Consider the following 22,429-nt stretch of genomic DNA (forward strand, 5'->3'; position numbering starts at 1 on the left):
ATGACCAGCACCGTCTCCGCCGCCATGGCCACCATCGGCTTCGACCCCGCCCAGGGGGGAGCTTTCCGCCTGGGCCTCAATGGCCGCGACCTGCTGGTCCCCGCGCCGGCGCTGAACCTCGTCATCGACGGCAAGGTGATCACTGGCTGGCACAACCCCAGGCTGACCGGCGGTCGCGGCCTCGACATCACCGGCGCCGTAGCCGATGGCGTCGAGGCCACCCTGTCCGTCGCGCAGGTCGCCGACCGCGATGCCTTCGAGTTCGCGCTCACCCTGCGCAACACCGGCACGGCGCCGGTCCGCATCACCACCGCCGATGCCTTCGCCGGCACGCTCGCACCCGCGACCTGGCAGGGCCTGAGCTTCACCTCCAAATGGGGCGACGAGTTCGAGCCCGAGCATTTCAGCCTCGACGCCCCGCGCGAGATCGAAATCCGCACCGGCCGCTCCTCGCTCGGCCAGAGCCCCTGGCTCGGCGCCACCAGCGCTCTCGGTGCCGTCGTCGTCGCCCCGGTGTGGAGCGGCAACTGGCACATCGGCATCGCGCCCGGTGCCGATGGCGTGCGCCTCAATGCCGGCATCAGCCCATGGAAATTCTGGCACGACCTCGAACCGGGAGAGAGCTTCGAGGCGCCCTCCGTGCTGGTCGCCGTCGGCACCGATCTCGAGGCCGCGGCCGTGGCGCTCACCCGCGCCGTCGGCGCCCGCCTGCCGCGCTCCGCCGCCAGCGAAGCCATCCCGCTCGAGTGGAACCACTGGTGGCCCTACGAGGACAAGGACATCACCGAGGCGATCTTCCTCGAGAACGCCGAAATCGCCACCGAGCTCGGCTTCGAGGTCTCCACCCTCGATGCCGGCTGGTTCGGCGCGGCCGATGCCGACACCTTCTGGTGGGATATCCGCGGCGATTTCTCCGACGAGAACCTCGCCCGCTTCCCGCACGGCATTGCCGGCCTTGCCGACCGCGTGCGCCAGCGCGGCCAGCGCTTCGGCATCTGGATGGAGGTCGAGGCGGTCGGGCTCAAGGCCCGCGTGCGCAGCGAGCGCGCCGACATCATGGCGCGCCGCGACGACGATCCGCCCGAGGCCCCGCTCGATGCCGCCGATCCCGGCTTCCTCGGCTATGTCTGCCTCGGCTCCGAGGCGGGCCGGGCGCATGCCCGGCAACTGCTCGAGACGCTGGTGGCAAAGACCCGCTGCGAGTGGATCAAGATCGACTTCAACCTCGATCCCAAGGCCGGCTGCTCCTGCACCGACCATGGCCACGGCGCCGGCGACGGGCTCTATGCCCACTATCGCGGCCTCTACGCCCTCTACGACGAATTCCGCGCCGCCCACCCCGAGGTCATCGTCGAGGCCTGCGCCTCGGGTGGCCTGCGCGTCGATGCGGGCCTGCTCCGCCACGTCCACTGCGCCTTCCTGTCCGACCCGGACTGGGTGCCGCACCACCTCGCCACCGTCCACGGCAACTCCTACCTGCTGCCGCCCGCCGCCATGCTGCACTGGCCGATGTCGGAGTGGCGCACCAAGAACCCCAACCAGCGCCTCAGCCTGCGCGATCCGGCGCTGACCGAGGACATGTTCGACAGCATCATCCGCGGCGCCTTCATGCACCGCTTCGGACTCAGTTGGCGGCTGCCCGACCTGCCGCACAAGTGGCGCGAGCGGCTGAAGGCGCACCTCGCGCTCTATGCCCGCGATGTCGTCCCCTTCGTCCGCAATGGCGACATGTACCGCCTGACCCCGCCGCCGTCGCGCAAGGGCGGTGGCGAAGCCCAGCCGCGCTTCCAGCTGACGCACGGCGATCGCCACCTGCTGCTCGGTTTCTCGCTCGGCCCGCACGCCGAGAACCTTGGCATCCGTCCGGCCGATGGCGGCTACACCATCCGCCCGCGCAACCTCGATCCGACCCGGCGCTACCGCCTCACCGAACTGTCGCCCGAGGGCGAGGTGCCGAGCCTCGTCCGCACCGGCCACGAGTGGATGGCGCAGGGCCTTCCGCTCATCCGTACCTCGTCCTACGCCGGCATTCTCGAGCCGGCCTGAGCGCCTCCCTCCCCCTAAAGGGGAGGGATCGCGGGAGGGGGTAGTGCGGCGATCATCGATGGACCCCCACACCCAGCCCCTCCCCTTGAGGGGAGGGATCGAGGGAGGGGGTGGTGCGGCGATCACCGTTGAACCCCCACCCCACCCCCTCCCCTCAAGGGGGAGGGGAGCCCCTATGGCACAGTGATGTTCTGGTCGGCCGCGACGGGGGTGGCCTCCCTCCCCCTTGAGGGGAGGGATCGAGGGAGGGGGTAGTGCGGCGATCACCGATGGACCCCCACCCCCAGCCCCTCCCCTCAAGGGGGAGGGGAGCCCCGATGGGCGCAGTGATGTTCTGGTCGGCCGCGACGGGGTGGCCTCCCTCCCCCTTGAGGGGAGGGATCGAGGGGGGGGTAGTGCGGCGATCACCGATGGACCCCCACCCCCAACCCCTCCCCTCAAGGGGGAGGGGGGCCGACTGCGGTCAACAGCTTCCACCCACAGAACACTTTACCTGGCAGGCCCACTCATGTTCCATCGCGCCGGACGGCGCGGCCGGGTTTGATGCCGCGCATGGAGGAATCATCATGAAATACCGCTATCTCGGCCGTTCCGGCCTGCTCGTCTCGCGCCTGTGCCTCGGCACCATGACCTTCGGCAACACCCAGTGGGGCTGCGACCAGGAGGGCTCGAGCGCCATTGTCCGGAAGTTCGTCGAGGGCGGCGGCAATTTCATCGACACGGCGAACTCCTATTCGAACGGCGAGTCCGAAAACATCCTCGGCGTCGCGCTCAAGGACTACAATCGCGACCACCTGGTCATCGCCACCAAGTGCTGGTTCCCCTCCGACCCGGCGATCACCGCGCGGGGCCTTTCCCGCAAGAACATCGTCGAGGCCTGCGAAGCCAGCCTCAGGCGGCTCGGGACGGACTACATCGACCTCTACCAGTTCCACGGCCCCGACCCGTACACGCCGATCGAGGAGAGCCTGCGCGCCGCCGATGACCTGATCCGTGCCGGCAAGGTTCGCTATCTCGGCTGCTCGAACTTCTATGGCTTCCAGATTGCGCAGGCCAACGGCGTCGCCGCCCTCAAGGGCTACGAGCCGCTGGTTTCAGCCCAGCATCTCTACAACCTCGTCCGCCGCGACATCGAGCGCGAGATCCTGCCGGCCTGCGACGCCGAGGGTCTCGGCATGATCTGCTGGAGCCCGCTGGCCGCCGGCATGCTGAGCGGCAAGTATTCCGGCAGCGACAAGCCCGACGCCAATTCCCGCATCGGCATCCAGGCCGCCATCACGCTGCCGCGCTACTGGTTCGAGGATTCGCTGAAGATGATCGACCTCGTCGTCGAGACCGCGAGGGACCTCGGCAAGACCCCGAGCCAGGTCGCGCTCAGCTGGCTGTTCGGCGACCGGCGCGTCACCGCCGCCATCATCGGCGCCCGCCGTGTCGAGCAGGTGGAAGAGAACATGCTGGCCGGCGATTTCGACCTGCCCGACGACGTGCGCCAGAAGCTGACCGACGCCATGCCATTGAAGCTCGGCTATCCCTACGAGTGGATGAGCCTCAACCTGCCGTCGACCTTCGGGAAGGCCGAGTTCGAGCCCAGCCACGCCAGTCGCCTGCCGCTGTAGCACGCGCCGCTTCGACACGAGCGATCGGGACCTCCCCTCACCCTGCCAATGCCGCCGGGCGAGGGAGGTCCGGTGCCGACGCAACCTGAGCCATGCCGCCAGCCGTCGGGCATTTAACCGATCGGTTGACATTGCCGCGGTGATGCAGTATTGAACCATTAGGTTATCAACCAAGTGGTTCACAAATGAGCGCCGACACAAGCACCGGGGGCATCGAGCCCAACCTGGCAACGGTCGAGACCCCGGCCGACGAAGCCGTGATCCGCATTCGCCGCAGCTTCGCGGCGCCGCGCGCGCTGGTCTGGCGCTGCTACACCGATCCCGTCCACCTCGTGCATTTCTGGGGCCCACACGGCGCCACCAACCCGGTCTGCGACCTCGACCTGCGCGTCGGCGGCCACTGGCGGCAGGTGATGCACTTTCCCTCCGGCAACGAGTACGGCTACACCAGCGCCTATCTCGAGATCACGCCGCCCGAGCGGCTGGTCTGGCGCGACGCCCCGGACAGCTACCGCTTCGGCGATCCGCTCCCGCCCGCCGGCATGGTCACCGAACTGACCCTCGCCGAGGACGGCAGCCGCACCCTGCTGTCCGTCATCGTCCGCTTCACCTCGCTCGCCGCCCGCGACGAATCCGTCACCCGCGGTTTCGCCACCACGGTGCTCGAGGGCAGCGAGAAGCTCGACGCCTACCTCGAAACCCTCGCCGCCGACGCGGCTCGCTGACCGGGAGGCACACCATGCCCAGCTTCACCTCGAAAGACGGCACCACCATCGCCTACGACGTGCGCGGCTCCGGCCCGGCCGTCATCCTGATCGACGGCGCCTGGTGCGGTCGCAACATGGGCCCGATGCCCAGGCTTGCGCCGCTCCTGGCCCCGCACTTCACCGTCTACAACTACGACCGGCGCAGCCGCGGCGACAGCTCGATCTCGACCGACTACTCGCCCGACCGGGAGTATGAGGACCTCGCCGGGCTGATCGACATCGCCGGTGGCTCGGCCCATCTCTACGGCACGTCGTCGGGCGCTGCGATCGCCCTGTTCGCCGCCGCGCGCCGACTGCCGGTCAACCGTCTCGCCATTTTCGAGCCGCCCTTCACCGACGTGCCCGGCGGCAAGCCGATGCCGCAGGGCTACCAGGCCGAGGTCGAGCGCCTCGTCGCCGAGGACAACCGGCCCGCCCTCGCCAGGTATTTCATGGTCAGGATGATCGGCATGCCTTCGTTCATGATGCCGCTGATGCGGCTCAATCCGCATTGGAAGGCGATGCTGCACAACGCCCCGAGCCTGCCGCACGACACCGCGGTGATGGAAGGCTATGGCTTTCCCACCGAGGCTGCCCGCTCGATCCGGGTCCCGACCATCGTCATGAGTGGCGACAAGACCTTCAAGCAGCTGAAGGAAACCGTCCGCCTCGCCCGCGAGACCATTCCCGGCGCCCGCTTCGCCTCGTTGCCTGGCCAGAGCCATGACGCGGCGGCCGGGCTGGTCGCCCCCATCCTCATCGATTTCTTCACCGGCGCCGACGCCGCCCGCATTGCAGCCTGACCTTCGAGACCGAGCATGACCGACCACCTGTCCCAGACCCTTTCGGCCCTCGCCGATCCCACCCGCCGCGGCATCCTCGCCCGGCTGGCGCGCGGCGAGGCGACCGTCGGCGAACTGGCCGAACCCTACGACATGTCGATGGCGGCCGTGTCCAAGCACCTGAAGGTGCTGGAAAAGGCCGGGCTGATCTCGCGCGGCAAGGAGGCGCAGTGGCGTCCCTGCCGGCTCGAGGCGGCGCCGATGCGCGAGGTCGCCGACTGGGTCGAGAGCTACCGCCGCTTCTGGGACGAAAGCCTCGACCGGCTGGGCGACTACCTCGCCGAACTGCAGAAGGGAGAGCCGGACGGCCCGAAGAACTAGCCACTTTCAGCCGATCGGGCGGCCTGGCCGAAACGAATGGAACGACCAAAGGTCATATCGCTCGCCGACATCGTCCGGCAGCGACGCGGCGAAGCTCTGCGCCGCCTCCGGCTACGAGCCGGGACCGCACACTGGTTCGTGATCTACTGGCGGTTCTGGGAGGACAGCCTCGATCGCCTCGCCGACTACCTGAAGGAACTCAAGGAGTTGAAGATGCCCATCGAAGACCTGAAGATCGAAACCCCGGCCAACGAGCCGATAATCGTTTCAACCCGCGACTTTGCCGCGCCGCGCGCCCTGGTGTGGAAGGTGATGACCGAACGCGAGCATGTCGCCCGCTGGTGGGGCACCAACGGCCAGAACAATGTCATCACCGATTTCGACGTTCGCCCGGGCGGCAAATGGCGCATCGAGTCGCACGAGCCCGACGGCAAGATCTACATCTTCGTGGGCGAATACCGCGAGGTCGATGCGCCGAACCGGTTTGTGTGGACCTTCGGCATGGAGAACATGTTCATCGGCAAGACGCTCCTCGAGACCCACACCTTCGAGGAAGAAAACGGCGTCACCCACTACAAGTCGATCTCCCGCTTCGACACTGTCGAGGATCGCGACGGCATGATCGCTTCCGGCATGGAAGAAGGCATGCGCCATGGCATGATGGTGATGGACGAAATCCTCGGCGAACTGACCAGGGGCTGACCCGATGCTCGACACCCTCGTCGCCATTCCCGACGATCGCCGCCTTGAACTGGAGCGGGTGCTGCCCGCGCCGCGCGAGCTGGTCTGGACGATGTTCTCCGATCCTTACCACCTCAGCCGCTGGTGGGGGCCAGAAGGCTTCACCAACCCGGTGATCGAGATGGAGTTCAGGGAAGGGGGCAGGTGGCACCACGTGATGCGCGGCCCCGACGGCAAGGACTATCCGATCGACAGCGTCTTCATCGAGGTCACGCCGCCCGAGCGCATCGTCTACCGCAACGCGGCCGCCGATCCGGAAATCTTCGGCGACAACCCGCCGCCGAGCTTCATCCGCGTGATCACCCTGACCGACATCGGCAACGGCCGCACCCGGCTGACGCTCGACGCCTATTTCGACACCGCCGCCAACAAGGATGCCATCATTCGCCGCGGCTTCCGCCAGGGCACCGAACAGAGCCTCGACAAGCTCGCCGCCCACCTGCTCAGTCTTGGAGGGACCAAGTGAAGTTCACCGCCAGCATCCACCAGATGGGCAACAACACCGGCATCGACGTGCCCCCCGCGGTGCGCGACGCACTCGGCGGCGGCAAGAATCCGCTGGTCCGCGTCACCCTTGCCGGCCACAGCTGGCAGAGCAAGATCGCCACCATGGGCGACAGGCTGCTGATCGGCGTTTCCGCCGACATCCGCAGGATCACCGGTGTCAAAGGCGGCGAGACGCACGAGGTCGAGGTGCTCCTCGACGACAAGCCGCGCGTCGTCGAGGCCCCCGGCGACCTGCAGGCCGCACTCGATGCCGACCCGGTTGCCCAGGCCGCCTGGAACAGGCTGGCCCCCAGCCACAGGAAGGCCCACGTCACCGCCATCGAAGGCGCCAAGGCCCCGGAGACGCGGCTGCGCCGGGTGCAGAAGGCCATCGAGATGCTGACCACCGGCTAGCACCACCGAGCCCCGAGCTCCGCGACGCCGGTAAAGCCGCCGCGAGCCGACCGTTCTTCGATTGCCACCCGGCCCGCTCGCCGCATACCCTCCCGCCATCGTGGAGGTGCGATTGGCCGAACCGAGCCGGGGTGCACGTCTTGCCCGACTGTTTCCCGCGCTGGTGCCGACCGGCTCGGGCCTTGTCCGCGATCTCGTCGCCGGCCTTACCCTGGCCGCCGTCACCGTTCCCGAGCAGATGGCCACCGCCCGCCTCGCCGGCTACGCACCGCAATTCGGCCTGCTCGCCTTCATCGCCGCCACGCTCGGCTTTGCCCTGTTCGGGGCGAGCCGGGTGCTCACCGGCGGCGCCGACTCCACCATCACCTCGATCTTTGCCGGCAGCCTCGCCGCGCTGGCGGCCACCGGCGCCGCCGGGGTGCAGCAGTCGGGCGCCATGCTGGCGCTGCTCGTCGGCGCCTTCGTCGTTGCCGCCAGCCTGCTGCGCCTTGGCTGGGTGGCAAGCCTGCTGTCGACGCCGGTGCTCACCGGCTTCCTCGCCGGCATCTCGGTCCATATCATCGTCTCGCAACTCCCGGCCGTCCTCGGCGTGCCGGCCGGTGGCGGCGCGCTGTTCGACCAGTTGGCCGGTCTCGCCGGCCGGCTCGGCGCGCTCAATCCGCTGACGCTGGTCCTGGGCCTCGGCGTCATGCTCGTCGTTCTCGTCGGCGAACGCTGGCGCCCGCGCTGGCCCTGGGCCCTCATCGCCGTGGCCGCCGCCTCGCTCCTCGTCGCCTCGCTCGGGCTCGAGCCGTTGGGCGTCGCCACGCTCGGGGCCCTGCCATCGGGCCTGCCCGCGCCCGTCGTGCCGGCCTTCGGCGAGGTGCTCGACCTGCTGCCCCTGGCCCTCATCGTCGCGCTCGTCGTGCTCATCCAGACCGCCGTCGTCGCCAACGCCTTCCGCGAGCCCGGCCACCCCGCCCAAATCGATCGCGATTATCTCGGCATCGGCATGGGCTGCCTGCTGTCCGGGCTCGCCGGCGCCTTCCCGGTCAATGCCAGCCCGCCCCGCACGGCCGTCGCCGCCTCGGCCGGCGCCCGCTCGCAGCTTGCGGCCCTCCTCGCCGCGCTGCTGGTGCTGGCGCTGCTGCTTGCCGGCGGACCGCTGCTCGGCGGCATCCCGGTCGCCGCCCTTGCCGGCGTGCTGCTGTTCGTCGCCCTGCGCATCCTGCGCGTCGCGACGATGACGCGCGTGCTGCGCGCCGCCCCGGTCGAAGCCGGGCTGATCCTCGTCACCGCGCTGGCCATCATCGTGCTGCCGATCCAGACCGGCGTCGCCATCGCCATCGGCATCTCGCTCCTGCACAGCGTCTACATCTCGGCCAGTACCCGTGCGGTGCGGCTGGTCCGCCTGCCCGGCAGCACCGTCTGGTGGCCGCCTGCTGCCGAAGTGCCCGGCGAGCGCGTGCCCGGCGTGCTGGTCGTCGGCTTTCCGGCCCCGCTGCTCTTTGCCAATGCCGAGATCTTCCGCCGCGGCGTCATGCGCCTCGTTGCCGACGAAGCCGCGCCACCGCGGCTGGTGGTGCTCGAGGCGAGCGGCATCGCCGATGTCGACTTCACCGCCGGCGCGATGCTGGTCGAGCTGATCGGCACGTTGCGCCAGCGCGGCATCGCCGTTGCGCTCGCCCGGCTCGAGTCCGCCCGCGCGGCGCGCTCCGTTCACCGCCTCGGCATCGCCCAGGCCCTCGGAGAAGCCGCGATCTTCCACAGCGTCGAGGAAGCCGTCCGTCAGTTGGGGAGCCGTTCAGATGCGCGCTAGCCTTGGTCCGGTGCTGGAGCCGGTCGACATTGTCTCACTCAGGCCGACCCAGATCACCGTCGGCCTGCGCGAGGTGGAGCTCAAGCGCCGGCAGTGGCGCGAGCGCGGCACCAACCACGATGAGCACTATCTCGGCCGGCACATGGTGCCGGTGGCGATCGGGCCGAAGGGACACCTCTATGTCGTCGACCATCACCACCTGCTGCGCGCCCTGCACGACGAGAAGGTCCCCCAGGTGCTGACCCGCACCGTCGCCGACCTCGGCAGTCTCGACAAGCCGCTGTTCTGGACCGCACTCGACAAGCTCGGGCTGCTGCACCCGTTCGATGCCGCCGGCAGTCGCCGCGACTACGAGCACATCCCGGAGTCGATCGCCGACCTGGTGGACGATCCCTACCGGTCGCTCGCCGGCGAACTGCGCCGCAATGGTGGCTACGCCAAGGTGCAGCTGCCCTTTGCCGAATTCCTGTGGGCCGACTACCTGCGCAGCCAGTTCGCGGCCGCCGACCTCGCCGGCGATTTCGATGCCGTGCTCGAAAAGGCGCTGGTCGTGGCGCGGCAACGGGCCGCGTCCTACCTGCCGGGCTGGTGCGGCGTCGACGATTGAACTTGACCCTGCGGCCCGCCTTCCGACTCTAGGCTCCATGCTTGAGTCGCTGTTCGACATCCCGCACGACCCGGAGGAAATCCTTCGCACCGTGTTCGGCCACCAGAGCTTTCGTGGCCAGCAGGAAGAGGTCGTGCGCCACGTCGCCGGCGGCGGCGATGCCGTCGTGCTGTTTCCGACCGGCGCCGGCAAGTCGATGTGCTACCAGGTGCCAGCACTGGCCCGCAAAGGCGTCGGCATCGTCGTCTCCCCGCTCATCGCCCTGATGCGCGACCAGGTCGAGGCGCTGCGCCAGGCCGGCGTCAACGCCGCGACGCTCAATTCCTCGATCAGCGCCGAGGAATCCACCCGCACCTTCCGCGACCTGAAGGCCGGCAAGCTCGACCTGCTCTACGTCGCGCCCGAGCGCCTCGTGCTGCCCGGCTTCAAGTCGATGATGCAGGGCGTCCCCATCGCGCTCATCGCCATCGACGAGGCGCATTGCGTGTCCCAGTGGGGCCACGACTTCCGCCCCGAGTACCGCGAGCTCTCCAATCTCGCCGCCGACTATCCGGGCGTGCCCCGCATCGCACTGACGGCCACCGCCGACCCGACGACGCGCGAGGACATCATCGAGCGCCTCGGCCTCGCCGACGCCCGTGTCTTCACCACCAGCTTCGACCGCCCCAACATCAGCTATTCGATCGTCGAGCGCGACAACGCCCGCGCCCAGCTCAAGAGCTTCCTCGCCCGGCACACCGGCAATTCCGGCATCGTCTATTGCCTCTCCCGCGCCAAGGTCGATGCCACCGCCGAGTGGCTGAACAAGCAGGGGGTTCGCGCGCTCCCCTATCACGCCGGCATGAACGCGCGGGAGCGCAGCGCCAACCAGGACGCCTTCCTCAAGGAAGAGCAGCTCTGCCTCGTCGCCACCGTCGCCTTCGGCATGGGCATCGACAAGCCCGACGTGCGCTATGTCGCCCACCTGGACCTGCCCAGTTCGATCGAGGCCTACTACCAGGAGACCGGCCGCGCCGGCCGCGACGGCCTGCCGGCCGAGGCCTGGATGTGCTACGGCATGTCCGATGTGGCCCAGCGCCGCCGCATGATCGACGAGGGCAACGCGCCCGACGACGTGAAGCGCATCGAACATTCCAAGCTGACCGCCCTGCTTTCGGTGTGCGAAACCCCGGAATGCCGGCGCAAGTCCATCCTCGCCCATTTCGGCGAGCGCCACGCCGGAAATTGCGGCAACTGCGACACTTGCCTGTCGCCGGTCGAGACCTGGGACGGCTCCGGCGCCGCCATCAAGGCGCTCGCCGCCATCTACCGCACCGGCCAGCGCTTCGGCGCCGGGCACGTCATCGACGTGCTGCTCGGCAAGCAGACCGACAAGGTCACCCAGTTCTCCCACCAGGACCAGCCGGTCTTCGGGCAGGGCAGGGACCTCGACCAGCGCTCCTGGCAATCGGTGTTCCGCCAGCTGACCGCCATGGGCCTGGTCAGCGTCGACCACACCTTCGGCGCCCTGCACCTCACCGAGGAGGCCCGGGCCGTGTTCAAGGGCGAGCGCAAGGTCACCTTCCGCCGCGATCGTCCGCGCAAGGCCACCGAAACCCGCCGCGCCCTGCAGAACGCCGTCGCGCTCCCCGGTCCGGCCCAGGCCCTGTTCGATGCGCTGCGCGCCGAACGCGCCCAGATCGCCAAGGCCCAGGGCGTCCCGCCCTACGTCGTCTTCCACGACACCACCCTGCGCGAAATGGCCATGGACCGCCCGCAGACCATGGCCGAACTGGCCACCATCTCCGGCATCGGCGAGAGCAAGCTCAAGCGCTACGGCGCCGAGTTCCTGGCTGTGCTTAGGGCGGCAGGGCCGGCGTAGTCCGAAAGGCCCCCTCACCCGGCCCTTCGGGCCGACCTCTCCCCCAAAGGGAGAGGTGCGCAGTGGCGAGATCGTGCCCCTTTTTCACCTCTCCCTTGGGGGAGAGGTCGCCGCGTAGCGGCGGGTGAGGGGGCCTTGCGACCCTCACGTCCCCCGCGGCTTCGCCCGCGCCGTCGCCGCCGCCTCGAGCGGGTTCTCCGGCCAGTAGTGCCGCGGATACCGCCCCTTGAGGTCCTTGGCCACGTCCTTCCAGCTGCCGCGCCAGAACCCGGGCAGGTCGCGCGTCGTCTGGATCGGCCGGTGCGCGGGGCTGAGCAGCACCAGCAGCAGCGGCACCTTGCCGCCCGCGACGCTCGGGTGCCTGTCCATGCCGAACAGCTCCTGCACCCGTACCTCCAGCGCCGGCCCGTTCTCCGCCCCGTAGTCGATCGGCAGGCGCGAGCCCGAGGGCGCATCGAAATGCGACGGCAGCAGCCGCTCCATCTCCTGCCGCTTGCCCCACGGCAGCAGCCCCTCGAGTGCCCCCGCCAGGTCCTCCGCCGTGATCTCGCCCAGCGCCGTCTTCCCGACGATGCTCGGCACCAGCCAGTCGACGCTCGCAGCCAGCCCGGCATCCGACAGGTCCGGCCAGTCCTCGCCCTCCGCCGCGCGCAGGAAGCTCGCCCGCTCGCGCAGCGCCTTCTGCTCCCTTGTCCACGGCAGCTGCCCGATGCCGAGTCTGGCGATCCCCTCCGCCAGCGCCCGCGCCGCCGCCTCGGCATCGGCGATCGCCACCGGCGCCTCGTCGAGCCGCAGCGCTCCGAGCCGCCGCACCCGACGGGCGCGCACGCTCTTCGAGCTCCGGTCGAACCCCATCACCGTCTCGTCGACGATCTGGCCGGCGAACAACTCCTCGATCGTCGCCCGCTCGATCGCCACCGCCGAGCGGATCCGGCCGGTCGCCGCTGCCCCGGTCACATCCGCGACGACGAGATAGGGCGCTGCCGCCAGCGCATCGGTTTCATCGAGGCTCGCCTGCCGTCCATTGGCCAGCCGGAACCGGCCGCGCGCCCCGGCCTGCTGCGCCACCCGGTCCGGATAGGCCCGCGCCAGGTGCCGCCCGACCTCGCCGCGGCCTTCCCACCTCTCCCTTGGGGAGGTCGGTCGAAGACCGGGGGAGGGGGCCTTTCCCGGCCCCGCCATCTGGGCCCAGCGCCGCGCCAGGCCGCGCGCCTCGTCGGCCCGCTTGCCGCGCTCGCGCGAAAACCGCTCCAGCCGGTGGCCGAGGTCGGTCCCGTCGCCGCCGAGGCCGCGTTCGCTGAGCAGCACCGCCAGTTCCGCCGCCGTCAGCGCATCGTCCTCCTCGGCGGCGCGGTGGATCATGTGCGCCAGTCGTGGATGCAGCGGCAGCCGCGCCAGCGCCTTGCCCTCGGCCGTGATCCGTCCCGCGCCATCGAGCGCCTCGAGCCCCTTCAGCAGCCCGATTGCCTCGTTCCAGGCCGGCCCCGGCGGCGGATCGAGGAAGCGCATCTGCGCCGGATCGCTTACGCCCCAGCCGGCAAGGTCGAGCGCCAGCCCGCTGAGGTCCGCTTCCAGCATTTCCGGCGCATCGAACGGCGAGAGCGCGGCCTGCTGGCCTTCGCCCCACAGCCGGTAGCACACGCCCGGCTCGACGCGCCCTGCGCGTCCGCGTCGCTGGTCCGCCGAGGCGCGCGACACCTTTCGCGTCTCGAGCACGGTCAGCCCCGTCGCCGGCTCATAGGCCGGCGCGCGCCTCAGGCCGCTGTCGACGACGATCCGCACCCCCTCGATGGTCAGCGAGGTCTCGGCGATCGAGGTCGCCAGCACCACCTTGCGCCGCCCCTCCGGCGCCGGCTGCACGGCGCGATCCTGCTCCTCAGGCGTCAGCTGGCCGTAGAGCGGCGCGATGTCGACATCGCCCGGAACCCGGCCTTCCAGCCGCTCCGCCACCCGGGAGATCTCGGCCTGCCCGGGCAGGAACACCAGCGCCGAACCCGGTTGCTCCCGGAGGGCATCGAGCACCACGCCCGTCACCTGGTCCTCCATCCTGATCAGCGGATCGCGCTCGCGCCAGATCGTCTCGACCGGAAAGGCGCGGCCCTCGGACACCACCACGGGCGCGCCGTCCAGCAACGCCGCCACCCGCGCCCCGTCGATCGTCGCCGACATGACGAGGATGCGCAGGTCGTCGCGCAACGCGCTCGCATCTAGCGCCAGCGCCAGCCCGAGGTCGGCATCGAGGCTGCGCTCGTGGAACTCGTCGAACAGCACCGCCGCAACGCCCTTGAGCACGGGATCATCGAGGATCATCCGGGTGAACACGCCCTCGGTCACCACCTCGATGCGCGTCCTGCTCGTCACCTTGGCATCGAGCCGCACGCGATAGCCGACCGTCGCGCCGACCTCTTCGCCCAGCGTCTGCGCCATCCGCCGCGCCGCCGCCCGGGCCGCCAGCCGCCGCGGCTCCAGCATCACGATCCGGCCGTCACCGCGCCATTTCGCCTCGAGCAGCGCCAGCGGCACGCGCGTCGTCTTGCCCGCCCCCGGCGGCGCCACGAGGACGGCATGTGGCCCGGCTTCGAGCGCGGCCATGAGCCCCGGCAGGGCCTCGTCGATCGGGAGGGGCGGCAGGTTCATGCCGCTTCAATCGAGGAAAATCGGACTGGCGGCAAGCGCCGGCAGTGCCAATCGTCCCTGCGAAGCGGGGGAGGGGGATCAGCGAAGCTGGTGGAGGGGGCGGGCACACGCACCGGAGTGGAGCCCGGCCAGCGCCGATCAGACCACCGTCTTCAGCATGTCGAGCAGCGAGCCGTCGAAGTCATCGACGGCCTGCGGCGCCGGCGCGGCGCTTTTCACCGTCGCGATCTCCGACCAGCCGATCGCCATGGTGATGCCGCCCACCTTGCGGTCGGCCACGAACCACGGCGCGATCACCGTCGCGAACGGTACGGCGGTGCCGCTCGTCGGGCTGATGAAGCTGCGCCTTGTCTTAATCGTCTGGCCCTTCAGTGCGGCGTCGTACTCGGCGGCCTGGTCGGCCGGCATGTCGGGGAACAGCTGCTGCAGAGTCTTGCCAACCACCTCGCGGCGCTCGACGAAGCGGTGCGCCTTCAGCCAGTGCACCGAGCAGTCCATCACCCGCAGCCTGTCGTCCAGCACCACGATCGGCGTGGGCAGACTGCCGACCAGGTCCTGCACCAGCTGCAACCGGCCCTCGTTGCGCAGCTCCAGCTCCATCGCGGCCGTCACGTCGCGGCTGAGGCCGAACAGTTCCGTCACCCGCCCGTCGCGCACCCTGAGGTCGGCGAAGGTCTCGATCATCCGCAACTGCCCGTCGCGGCGCTCGACCCGCAGCCGGCAATGGAAGCCGCGGCGGTCCTGCAGCGCCTGAGCGATCAGGGTCAGCAGCTTGCCGCGATCGTCGGCGTGGTAGAGCCTGACCATGTCCTGCAGCGGCACCGGCGTGTCGGCGTCGAGGCCGTAGAAGTCGGCGGCGCGCGCCGACAGCATCACCGAGCCGGGGAAGATGATCTTCCATTGCCCGTAGCCCTTGCGCTGCTCGATCAGCTGCAGGGTCCGTTCCACGTCGGTCACGGCGGGCGTTGGCTCGACCTGCGCGAGCGATTCCGACGAAGTGGCAATGAGCTGTCTGTCGAACATCTGGACCCGTGGCAATCCGGGGAATATCGCCGGACGCTAGCCCGTAGGGGGTTAAGCATTGGTTCGCATCTGGGGCCGCAGCACGCTAGGCCTGGCGCGCGTGCGGCTCCACCGCCGGCGGTTGCGACGGCACGCCGGCCCGGGCCATGCGCCGCGCCGCCTCGGCCGACATCGGCGGACCGAACAGGTATCCCTGCGCCTCGGTGCAGCCCTCTGCCCGGAGCAGCAGCAACTGCTCCCAGGTCTCGACGCCCTCGGCCGTCACCCGCGTGTTCAGCGAGCGCCCCAGCCCGATGATGGCGGAAACGATGGCGCGCGAATCTTCGGCATCCGGCAGGTCGGCGACGAAGGAGCGGTCGACCTTGATCTTGTCGAACGGGAAGCGACGCAGGTAGCTGAGCGAGGAATAGCCGGTGCCGAAATCATCGAGCGCGACGCGAATGCCCATCCGGTGCAGTTCGTTCAGCGCGGCCAGTGCTTCGGCGCTCTCGTCGAACAGCACCGACTCGGTGATCTCGAGTTCGAGCCGCCGTGGCGCCAGCCCCGTCCGCTGCAGCGCCTCGGCCACTCGTCGGACCACGGCATGGTAGCGGAACTGCGCCGCCGAGATGTTCACCGCCACCGCGATGTCCTCGGGCCATCCGGTCGCCTCGGCGCAGGCGGCTTCGAGCACGAAGGCCCCGATCTCGTCGATCAGGCCGCTCTCCTCGGCCAGCGGGATGAACTGCGCCGGCTCCACCGCCCCACGCGTCCCGCAGTTCCAGCGCAGCAGCGCCTCGAACCCGGTGAGCCGGCTGTGCGTGATATCGACCTGCGGCTGGTAGGCCACCCACAGCTCGCCCCGCTGCAGCGCCAGCGCCAAGTCGCGCTTCATCTCCCGGCGCTGCCGCAGGGCCTCGTCCATCGCCGGCTCGAAGAAGCGATAGTCGCGGCCGTTGTCGGCCTTCACCCGATAGAGCGCCACGTCCGCCGAGTGCAGCAGGCTCTCGCCGGTCGCCCCATCGCGCGGCGCCAGCGCGATGCCGATGCTCGCCCCGACATGCACCGTCTCGCCTTCGATGGTGAACGGTTCGGCCAGCGCCGACAGGATCGACTGCGCCATCCGCGTCGCCTCGTCGGGTCGTCCGAGCTTGAGCAGCAGGGCGAATTCGTCGCCACCCAGCCGCGCCACCAGTCCCTGCGCGCCGGCGCAGTAGCCGAGCCGGCCGGCGACCTCCCGCAACAACCTGTCGCCGGCCTGATGGCCAAGCGTATCGTTGACCTGCTTGAAGTCGTCGAGGTCGATCGACAGCACGGCGAAGCTGCCGGCGCCCAGCCCCGCCAGCCCTGCCTCGAGCGCCTCCTGGAAGTGCATGCGGTTGGGCAGTCCGGTCAGCGCGTCGTGCCGCGCCAGGTGCGCGATGGCATCCTCGTTGCGCTTGGCCTCGGTCACGTCGCGCGACGAGGTCAGCAGCCGCGCCACGCCGCCGCTGTCGTCGAGGATCGGCGATACCGAGAAATCCCACCAGCGCGGCTTGCCCTTGGCCGTCGGTCCGTACAGCGTCTTGCGCACGCTGTGGCCGGCACGGGCCAGCGCGATGGCCTGGGCCACGGCAGGCTTCACCGCGTCGGGCCAGAATGTCTCGAACGGCAGGCCGCGGATCGACTCGAAGCGTTCCACCTCCATGATCTTCATGCCCGGCCCGTTCATGAAGATCAGGCGGCCGTCGCGGTCCAGGACCTCGATCGCCATCGTGCTCGCCTCGAGGATCGAGCGCGCGAAGGCTTCGCTCTCGCGCAGCGCCGCCTCGGCCATCCTGCGGTCGTGGATGTCCTCGAGCGTACCGTACCAGCGGATGATCGCGCCCTGCCTGTTGCGGCGCGGCGCCGCGCGGGCCCGCATCCAGCGGTAGTCGCCGGACTTGAGCTTGACCCGGTACTCGACGTCGGCCGGCTCGCCCGACCGGATCGCCGCCTGCCACGCCGCGAGCGTCGGGCCGAGATCGTCGGGGTGCAGCACGCGGGCCCAGCCCTCGCCCAGCGTCTCCTCGGTGGAGATCTCCACCATCTCGAGCCAGCGCGGCCCGAACTCGATGATGTTGCCGTCCGGATCGGCGAGCCAGGGCACCTCCGGGTTGAGCGCCACGGCGTTGCGGTAGTGGTCCTCGCTCTCGCGCAGCGCCCGTTCGGCCCGGCGGGTGCGCGTCACGTCCTGGACGATGACCTGGATCTGGTTGGGCGCGACCGGGAAATAGGTGGCGTTGTACTGCCGGATGTCGTTGCCGTGCGGGGCGCCGCGAAACGCGAACGTTCCCGACCTGTCGTTGCGCGCCGCGGCCAGCAGTCGTCCGCGCACACGCGCCCGGTCGCCCGGATGCAGGCGCTGCAGCAGTTGTGCAAGAGACAAGACCTGCTCGTGGCCCGGCTCGTGCAGGCTGGTCGGCGCGTGACTGACCCGGTCCGTCGTCGCATCCCAGGTCCACACCGAGATGCCGACCCGGTCGGTGATCTGGCGCAATGTCTCGACCGCGGCCTCGGAGGCGCCGCGGCGCTGGTGGTCGTGTTCGCTCCCTGGTGTCGACATACCGTCCTCAGCGTCGCCGGAGCATGCTACCGGCTCCGGCGACGCCAAAACATTAATCACGGTACGGCGAGGCCAGGCGACCCGATGACAAATCGGTCGATGGTTAAGACTTGCTGAGCGCCGGACCCCCGGCGAACGCCCTTACGCCCACTCGCCCTTGCGCATCACCGGCACCTTGCTGCCGTCCGGCTTGATGCCGTCGATGTCGATCTTGTCCGAGCCGATCATCCAGTCGATGTGGATCAGGCTCTTGTTGCCGCCGCGTGCAGCAATCTCGTCCGGCGTCATCCTGGTGCCGTTGACGAAGCAGTCGGCATAGCACTGGCCGAGCGCGATATGGCTCGCGGCGTTTTCGTCGAACAGCGTGTTGTAGAACAGCACGCCCGATTTGCTGATCGGCGACGAATGCGGCACCAGCGCCACTTCGCCCAGCCGCCGTGCGCCCTCGTCGGTGTCGAGCACCTTGAGCAGCACCGCTTCGCCCTTCGATGCCTTGGCCTCGACGATCCGGCCGGCCTCGAACCTGACCTCGATGTCGGCGATCAGCGTGCCGTTGTGGCTCAGCGGCTTGGTCGAGCGCACGAAGCCCTCGACGCGCTGGCTGTGCGGGGTGGTAAACACCTCCTCGGTGGGGATGTTCGGGTTGCAGGTGATGCCGTTCTTGGCCTCCGACGCGCCGCCCTTCCAGCGATGCTCGTCGGCCAGCCCGATGGTCAGGTCGGTGCCCGGCCCGGTATAGTGCAGCGCGGCGAAGCGCTGGCCGTTGAGCCAGGTCCAGCGCTCCTTGAGGCGCGCATTGTGCGCTTTCCACTCGGCGATGGGGTCCTCGCGATCGACGCGCGAGGCGGCAAAGATCGCCTCGGCCAGCTTGCCGATCGCCACCTCTTCGGTGTCATCGGGGAAGACCAGCCTGGCCCACGCCGGGTTGGGGTAGGACACGATGTTCCAGTTGATGTCGAAGCCGGTGATCTTCTCGAGCGCCGGGCGGTAGGCCATCGAGGTCGCGCGGTTGGCGCGTGCCACCTTGGCCGGGTCCTGCTGCGCCAGCATCATCGGGTTGTCGCCCGAAATCGCGAGCCGTGCCGCATTGCCGTCGAAGGCCTTGGCCATGCCCTCGAACAGCCAGGCCGGCGCCTTGTCGAAGCTCGCGTCCTGTGCATAGCGGTAGCGGTTGAGCGTGATCTCTTCGTCCGAGAAGATCGGCTGCACGATGCCGGCGCCGGCCTTGTAGGCATGCTCGGTGATCTTGCGCACCAGCGGCAGCGCCGACAGCGGCGCCGTCAGTACCAGGTCCTGTCCCGGCTGGAGCTGCAGCCCGACCTTGATCGCGACCTCCGCCAGGCGGTCGAGTTTGACGGGATCGATGGGGTTCTTGCCCTCAGCCATTGGAAAACCTTCGCGAAAACAGGATGAGAACCCTTACCCCTCGCGTCCCGGCGCTTCAAGCCGACCAGGTGGCTGAGCTCGTCGTCGTGTTCGATCCGCGTCCCGGGGCCGAGGGCCCAGGCCCGCAGGAGGATTTCGACCGTGGGATCCATCGCCGCTCTCCGTGCTTGTCACGCAGATGGTCGAATGGCACCGGCCGGGATCGACAGCCTGCCCACCGGACAGGCTCCTGCCTGGCGGGCCCCCGCTTCATCCACGGCCCTCAGTACACGTCCGGCACGTACAGCTCGGGCGGCACGGGATGGCGCACGTAGTCGGCATGCCGGACCCGCGCCGGCAGTTCGACGTCCTGCCTCGGGGCGTCGCCGTAGTCCACCTGGCTGAGCAGGTGCGCGATCATGTTTAGCCGCGCCCGCTTCTTGTCCACCGCCTGCACCACCCACCACGGCGCCTCCTCCGGTATGGGTGCGGTGGAACATCTCCTCCTTGGCGCGCGTGTAGTCTTCCCAGTGCACCCGGCTCTCGAGATCCATGGGGCTGAGCTTCCACTGCTTGAGCGGATCGTGCATGCGCATCTTGAAGCGGAATTCCTGCTCCTCGTCGGTGATCGAGAACCAGTACTTGACGAGGATGATGCCGGAACGGACCAGCATGCGCTCGAATTCGGGCACCGAGCGGAAGAACTCCCCGAGCTCGTCCCTGGTGCAGAACCCCATCACCCGCTCGACGCCGGCCCGGTTGTACCAGCTGCGGTCGAACAGCACGATCTCGCCCGCCGTCGGCAGGTGCGGCACGTAGCGCTGGAAATACCACTGGTGCCGCTCGCGCTCGGTTGGGGCCGGCAGCGCCACGACGCGCGCCACGCGCGGATTGAGCCGCTGCGTCACGCGCTTGATCGCGCCGCCCTTGCCGGCCGAGTCGCGCCCCTCGAACAGCACCACCATCTTGAGCTTCTTGTAGGCGACCCAGTCCTGCAGCCTGACCAGCTCGTGCTGCAGCCGGAACAGCTCGCGGAAATAGACCTTGCGGTCGAGCGTTTCGCCCGCCCCGCCCATCCCCTCGGCGACCAGCTCGTCGAGCCGTTCGTCCTCCAGCTGCATCTCGAGCTCCTCGTCGAAATCGTCGGCGATGGCCTGCTTGATGCGCTCGAGGTCGGGGAGAGTCTTCGGATCGGTGTCGTTCACTTCGGGCATCCTGTTGCTGGTGGCGAGGTGTGCCTTGCCGATGTGAAGCCATTGTGACAGGGCGATGAAGGCTAGGCACCGGCGCCCCTCACCCCTCACCCGTCCCGGCTTCGCCGGTCCACCTTCTCCCCGACGGGGAGAGGAACAGTGCGATCACAGCACTCTCCGAATTCTTCTCCCCGTCGGGGAGAAGGTGGCGCGTAGCGCCGGATGAGGGGTGGCAGGCACGGAGCGCAGGGTAGCTCGCGGTTGAACCGGCACTTCCGCCTCCATCTCCGTGGGCGATGAGCGTAAAGAAGCTCCTCTCACCCGGCCTTCGGCCGACCTCTCCCCCAAGGGAGAGGTGACGCAAGCGCCGAACCCTACGCCTCGGCCAGTCCCGCGAGCTTCAATCCTTCCAGCACCGCCTGCAGCCGGGTCGGGTCGCGCTGCGGCTGGCCGTCCCAGATCAGCTTCACCGTCACCCCGGGCGAGAGGCGCATCAGCGTCGCCAGGTGGCGCCTCGCCTCCTCGATGCGCCCCAGGTGGGCATCGGCCGCCGCCAGCATCCAGTAGGTGCAGACGAAGCTCGCATTGGCGGTCAGGCTGCGCTTGGCCCAGGCCAGCGCCTCCTCGTAGTCGCCGCGAACCATGTGGGCGTGCGCGATCGCCGTCAGCGGCCAGTGCGCGCCGTCGAGCGCGGGCGAGAGCCGGATGGCGTGCTCGCTATAGGCGATGGCATCCTCGATCCGCCCCAGGTGCAACTGCGCGATGCCGGCAAAGATCATCACCGTCAGGTTGTTGGGGTTGAGCGCCACCGCACGCCGGCTCAGCTCGAGGCCGCGGTCATAGTCCTTGAGGTTGTGGATCAGCATCATGCTGCCCAGGCTCAGGATCACCGCGTCGTCGCGCGCATGGGCGAGGGCACGCTCCACCAGCTCGATGCCGCGCTGCTGGTCGTCGGCACCGATCGCCGGCCAGCCCTGCGCCGCGCGGTGCAGCATGGCGTTGCCGGCGTAGACCAGGTAGGTCGGGTTGTTCGGCTCGATCTGGATCGCCTTGAGCAGCAGTCCGATCGCCTCGGCATTGGCCGCCTCGGTCTGCGCCAGGTGCATCGGCAGCGCCCTGAGATACAGGTCATAGGCCTCGACGCTGTCCGGCCGCTCGCGCCGCGAACGCTCGATCTCGGCCCAGCGGATCGCCGGCTCGACGATCGAGGCCACCGTGCCGGTGATGCGATCCTGGAAGTCGAACACGTCCTCGAGCGTGCCGTCGAACTTGTCGGCCCACAGGTGCGCGCCGGTCGTCGCGTCGATCAGCTGCGCCGTGATCCTGAGCCGCTGCCCGGCGCGCCGGACGCTGCCCTCGAGCAGGTAGCGCACCCCCAGTTCCCTCGCCACCTGGCGCACGTCGACGGCCCGGCCCTTGTAGACGAAGCTCGAATTGCGGGCGATGACGGCGAAGTCCTTGAACCGGCTCAGCGCCGTGATGATGTCCTCCACCACCCCGTCGGCGAAGTACTCCTCCTCGCTGTCCCCGCCCATGTTGTCGAACGGCAGCACGGCGACGGATGGCCGGCGCGGGGTCACCGGCCCGAACTCTCGGCCCTTGGGCGCCGCGGCGCCTTCGGCCAGCACCTCGTACACCCGCACCGGCCGGGGGATGTTCTTGAGCTCGCGCTCGCCCATGTCGAGGAAGCCGGCCTTCATGCGGTCGCGCACCTCCTCGAACACCTTGCCCGAGATGTAGATGCCGCCCGGATCGGCGATCTGCTGCAGCCGCGCCGCGATGTTGATGCCGTCGCCGTAGATATGGGCGTCGTCATGCACCACGTCGCCCTGGTTGATGCCGATGCGGAACACCAGACGTCGGTCAGGGGCCGTGCCGGCGTTGCGCTCGGCCATCAGCGCCTGCATGGCAAGGCCCGCCTCGACGGCGGAGACGACACTGGCGAACTCGGCGACAAGTCCGTCGCCGGCCAGGTCGACGACGCGCCCGCCGTGCTTCTGCAGCAGCTGGATGACGGCGACCTGGTGACCCTTGAGGGCAGCGACGGTCCCGGCTTCGTCGATGCTCACCAGCGCGCTGTATCCTGCGACATCAGCGCATAACACCGCCACCAGGCGACGCGACAAAACCTGTTCCATGTCCGCTTCCTAGGCGGCGTCGCCGCCCACTG

The 22,429-nt window shown here is 69.3% G+C and carries 16 protein-coding genes and 1 pseudogene; 11 read left to right on the forward strand and 6 right to left on the reverse strand.

Translation table 11 applies throughout. The features are described from left to right. From J0I99_RS04495 to recQ, 11 genes are all read left to right on the forward strand, one after another. A complete protein-coding gene (locus J0I99_RS04495; protein WP_291396138.1) occupies positions 1-2,046 on the forward strand; it encodes an alpha-galactosidase in 2,046 nt (681 codons plus the stop codon). A 566-nt stretch (positions 2,047-2,612) separates the two neighbouring features. Next, positions 2,613-3,662: an aldo/keto reductase gene (locus J0I99_RS04500; protein WP_291396140.1), complete on the forward strand. Its 1,050-nt coding sequence runs from the start codon at positions 2,613-2,615 to the stop codon at positions 3,660-3,662. 185 nt (positions 3,663-3,847) lie between these two features. Beyond that, positions 3,848-4,387: an SRPBCC domain-containing protein gene (locus J0I99_RS04505; RefSeq protein WP_291396142.1), complete on the forward strand. Its 540-nt coding sequence runs from the start codon at positions 3,848-3,850 to the stop codon at positions 4,385-4,387. 14 nt (positions 4,388-4,401) lie between these two features. Further along, entirely contained in the window at positions 4,402-5,211 is an 810-nt protein-coding gene (locus tag J0I99_RS04510) for an alpha/beta hydrolase (RefSeq protein ID WP_291396144.1), read from the forward strand. A gap of 15 nt (positions 5,212-5,226) precedes the next feature. Then, entirely contained in the window at positions 5,227-5,571 is a 345-nt protein-coding gene (locus J0I99_RS04515; RefSeq protein ID WP_291390566.1) for a helix-turn-helix transcriptional regulator, read from the forward strand. Positions 5,572-5,607: 36 nt separating this feature from the next. Then, on the forward strand, positions 5,608-6,273 hold the full coding sequence (locus J0I99_RS04520; protein WP_291396145.1) for an SRPBCC domain-containing protein: 666 nt from the start codon (positions 5,608-5,610) through the stop codon (positions 6,271-6,273). Positions 6,274-6,277: 4 nt separating this feature from the next. Beyond that, entirely contained in the window at positions 6,278-6,778 is a 501-nt protein-coding gene (locus J0I99_RS04525; RefSeq protein WP_291396147.1) for an SRPBCC domain-containing protein, read from the forward strand. Further along, entirely contained in the window at positions 6,775-7,212 is a 438-nt protein-coding gene (locus tag J0I99_RS04530) for a YdeI/OmpD-associated family protein (protein ID WP_291390563.1), read from the forward strand. Before J0I99_RS04525 ends, J0I99_RS04530 begins: the two co-directional genes overlap by 4 nt. Before the next feature lie 112 nt (positions 7,213-7,324). Then, the gene (locus tag J0I99_RS04535) at positions 7,325-9,010 is read left to right on the forward strand and encodes a SulP family inorganic anion transporter (RefSeq protein ID WP_291396148.1); all 1,686 of its coding nucleotides are present in this window, start codon (positions 7,325-7,327) and stop codon (positions 9,008-9,010) included. Then, a complete protein-coding gene (locus J0I99_RS04540) occupies positions 9,000-9,617 on the forward strand; it encodes a ParB-like protein (protein WP_291390561.1) in 618 nt (205 codons plus the stop codon). Before J0I99_RS04535 ends, J0I99_RS04540 begins: the two co-directional genes overlap by 11 nt. 37 nt (positions 9,618-9,654) lie before the next feature. Beyond that, positions 9,655-11,478 (forward strand): DNA helicase RecQ, encoded by a 1,824-nt coding sequence (gene recQ / locus J0I99_RS04545; RefSeq protein WP_291390559.1) that lies wholly within the window; start codon positions 9,655-9,657, stop codon positions 11,476-11,478. Between the two features lie 144 nt (positions 11,479-11,622). On the opposite strand, the gene hrpB is transcribed toward recQ, so the two are convergent. The 6 genes and pseudogenes from hrpB to J0I99_RS04575 all read right to left on the reverse strand — a co-directional run bounded on the left by hrpB (position 11,623) and on the right by J0I99_RS04575 (position 22,397). Beyond that, positions 11,623-14,115, reverse strand: a complete 2,493-nt coding sequence (gene hrpB / locus J0I99_RS04550; protein ID WP_291396150.1) for an ATP-dependent helicase HrpB — start codon at positions 14,113-14,115, stop codon at positions 11,623-11,625. Positions 14,116-14,253: 138 nt separating this feature from the next. Next, positions 14,254-15,138: a PAS domain-containing protein gene (locus J0I99_RS04555; protein WP_291390557.1), complete on the reverse strand. Its 885-nt coding sequence runs from the start codon at positions 15,136-15,138 to the stop codon at positions 14,254-14,256. Between the two features lie 85 nt (positions 15,139-15,223). Further along, positions 15,224-17,701 (reverse strand): bifunctional diguanylate cyclase/phosphodiesterase, encoded by a 2,478-nt coding sequence (locus J0I99_RS04560; protein ID WP_291396151.1) that lies wholly within the window; start codon positions 17,699-17,701, stop codon positions 15,224-15,226. A gap of 141 nt (positions 17,702-17,842) precedes the next feature. Further along, on the reverse strand, positions 17,843-19,087 hold the full coding sequence (locus tag J0I99_RS04565; protein ID WP_291396152.1) for an aminopeptidase: 1,245 nt from the start codon (positions 19,085-19,087) through the stop codon (positions 17,843-17,845). Positions 19,088-19,349: 262 nt separating this feature from the next. Further along, positions 19,350-20,280 (reverse strand): annotated as a pseudogene (gene ppk2, locus J0I99_RS04570) (polyphosphate kinase 2). Between the two features lie 353 nt (positions 20,281-20,633). Continuing rightward, complete coding sequence (locus tag J0I99_RS04575) at positions 20,634-22,397, reverse strand: adenylate/guanylate cyclase domain-containing protein (protein WP_291390293.1); 1,764 nt, start codon at positions 22,395-22,397, stop codon at positions 20,634-20,636. Positions 22,398-22,429 lie beyond the last annotated feature (32 nt).

The organism is Devosia sp. (genome assembly GCF_017307495.1).
Classification (GTDB): domain Bacteria; phylum Pseudomonadota; class Alphaproteobacteria; order Rhizobiales; family Devosiaceae; genus Devosia_A.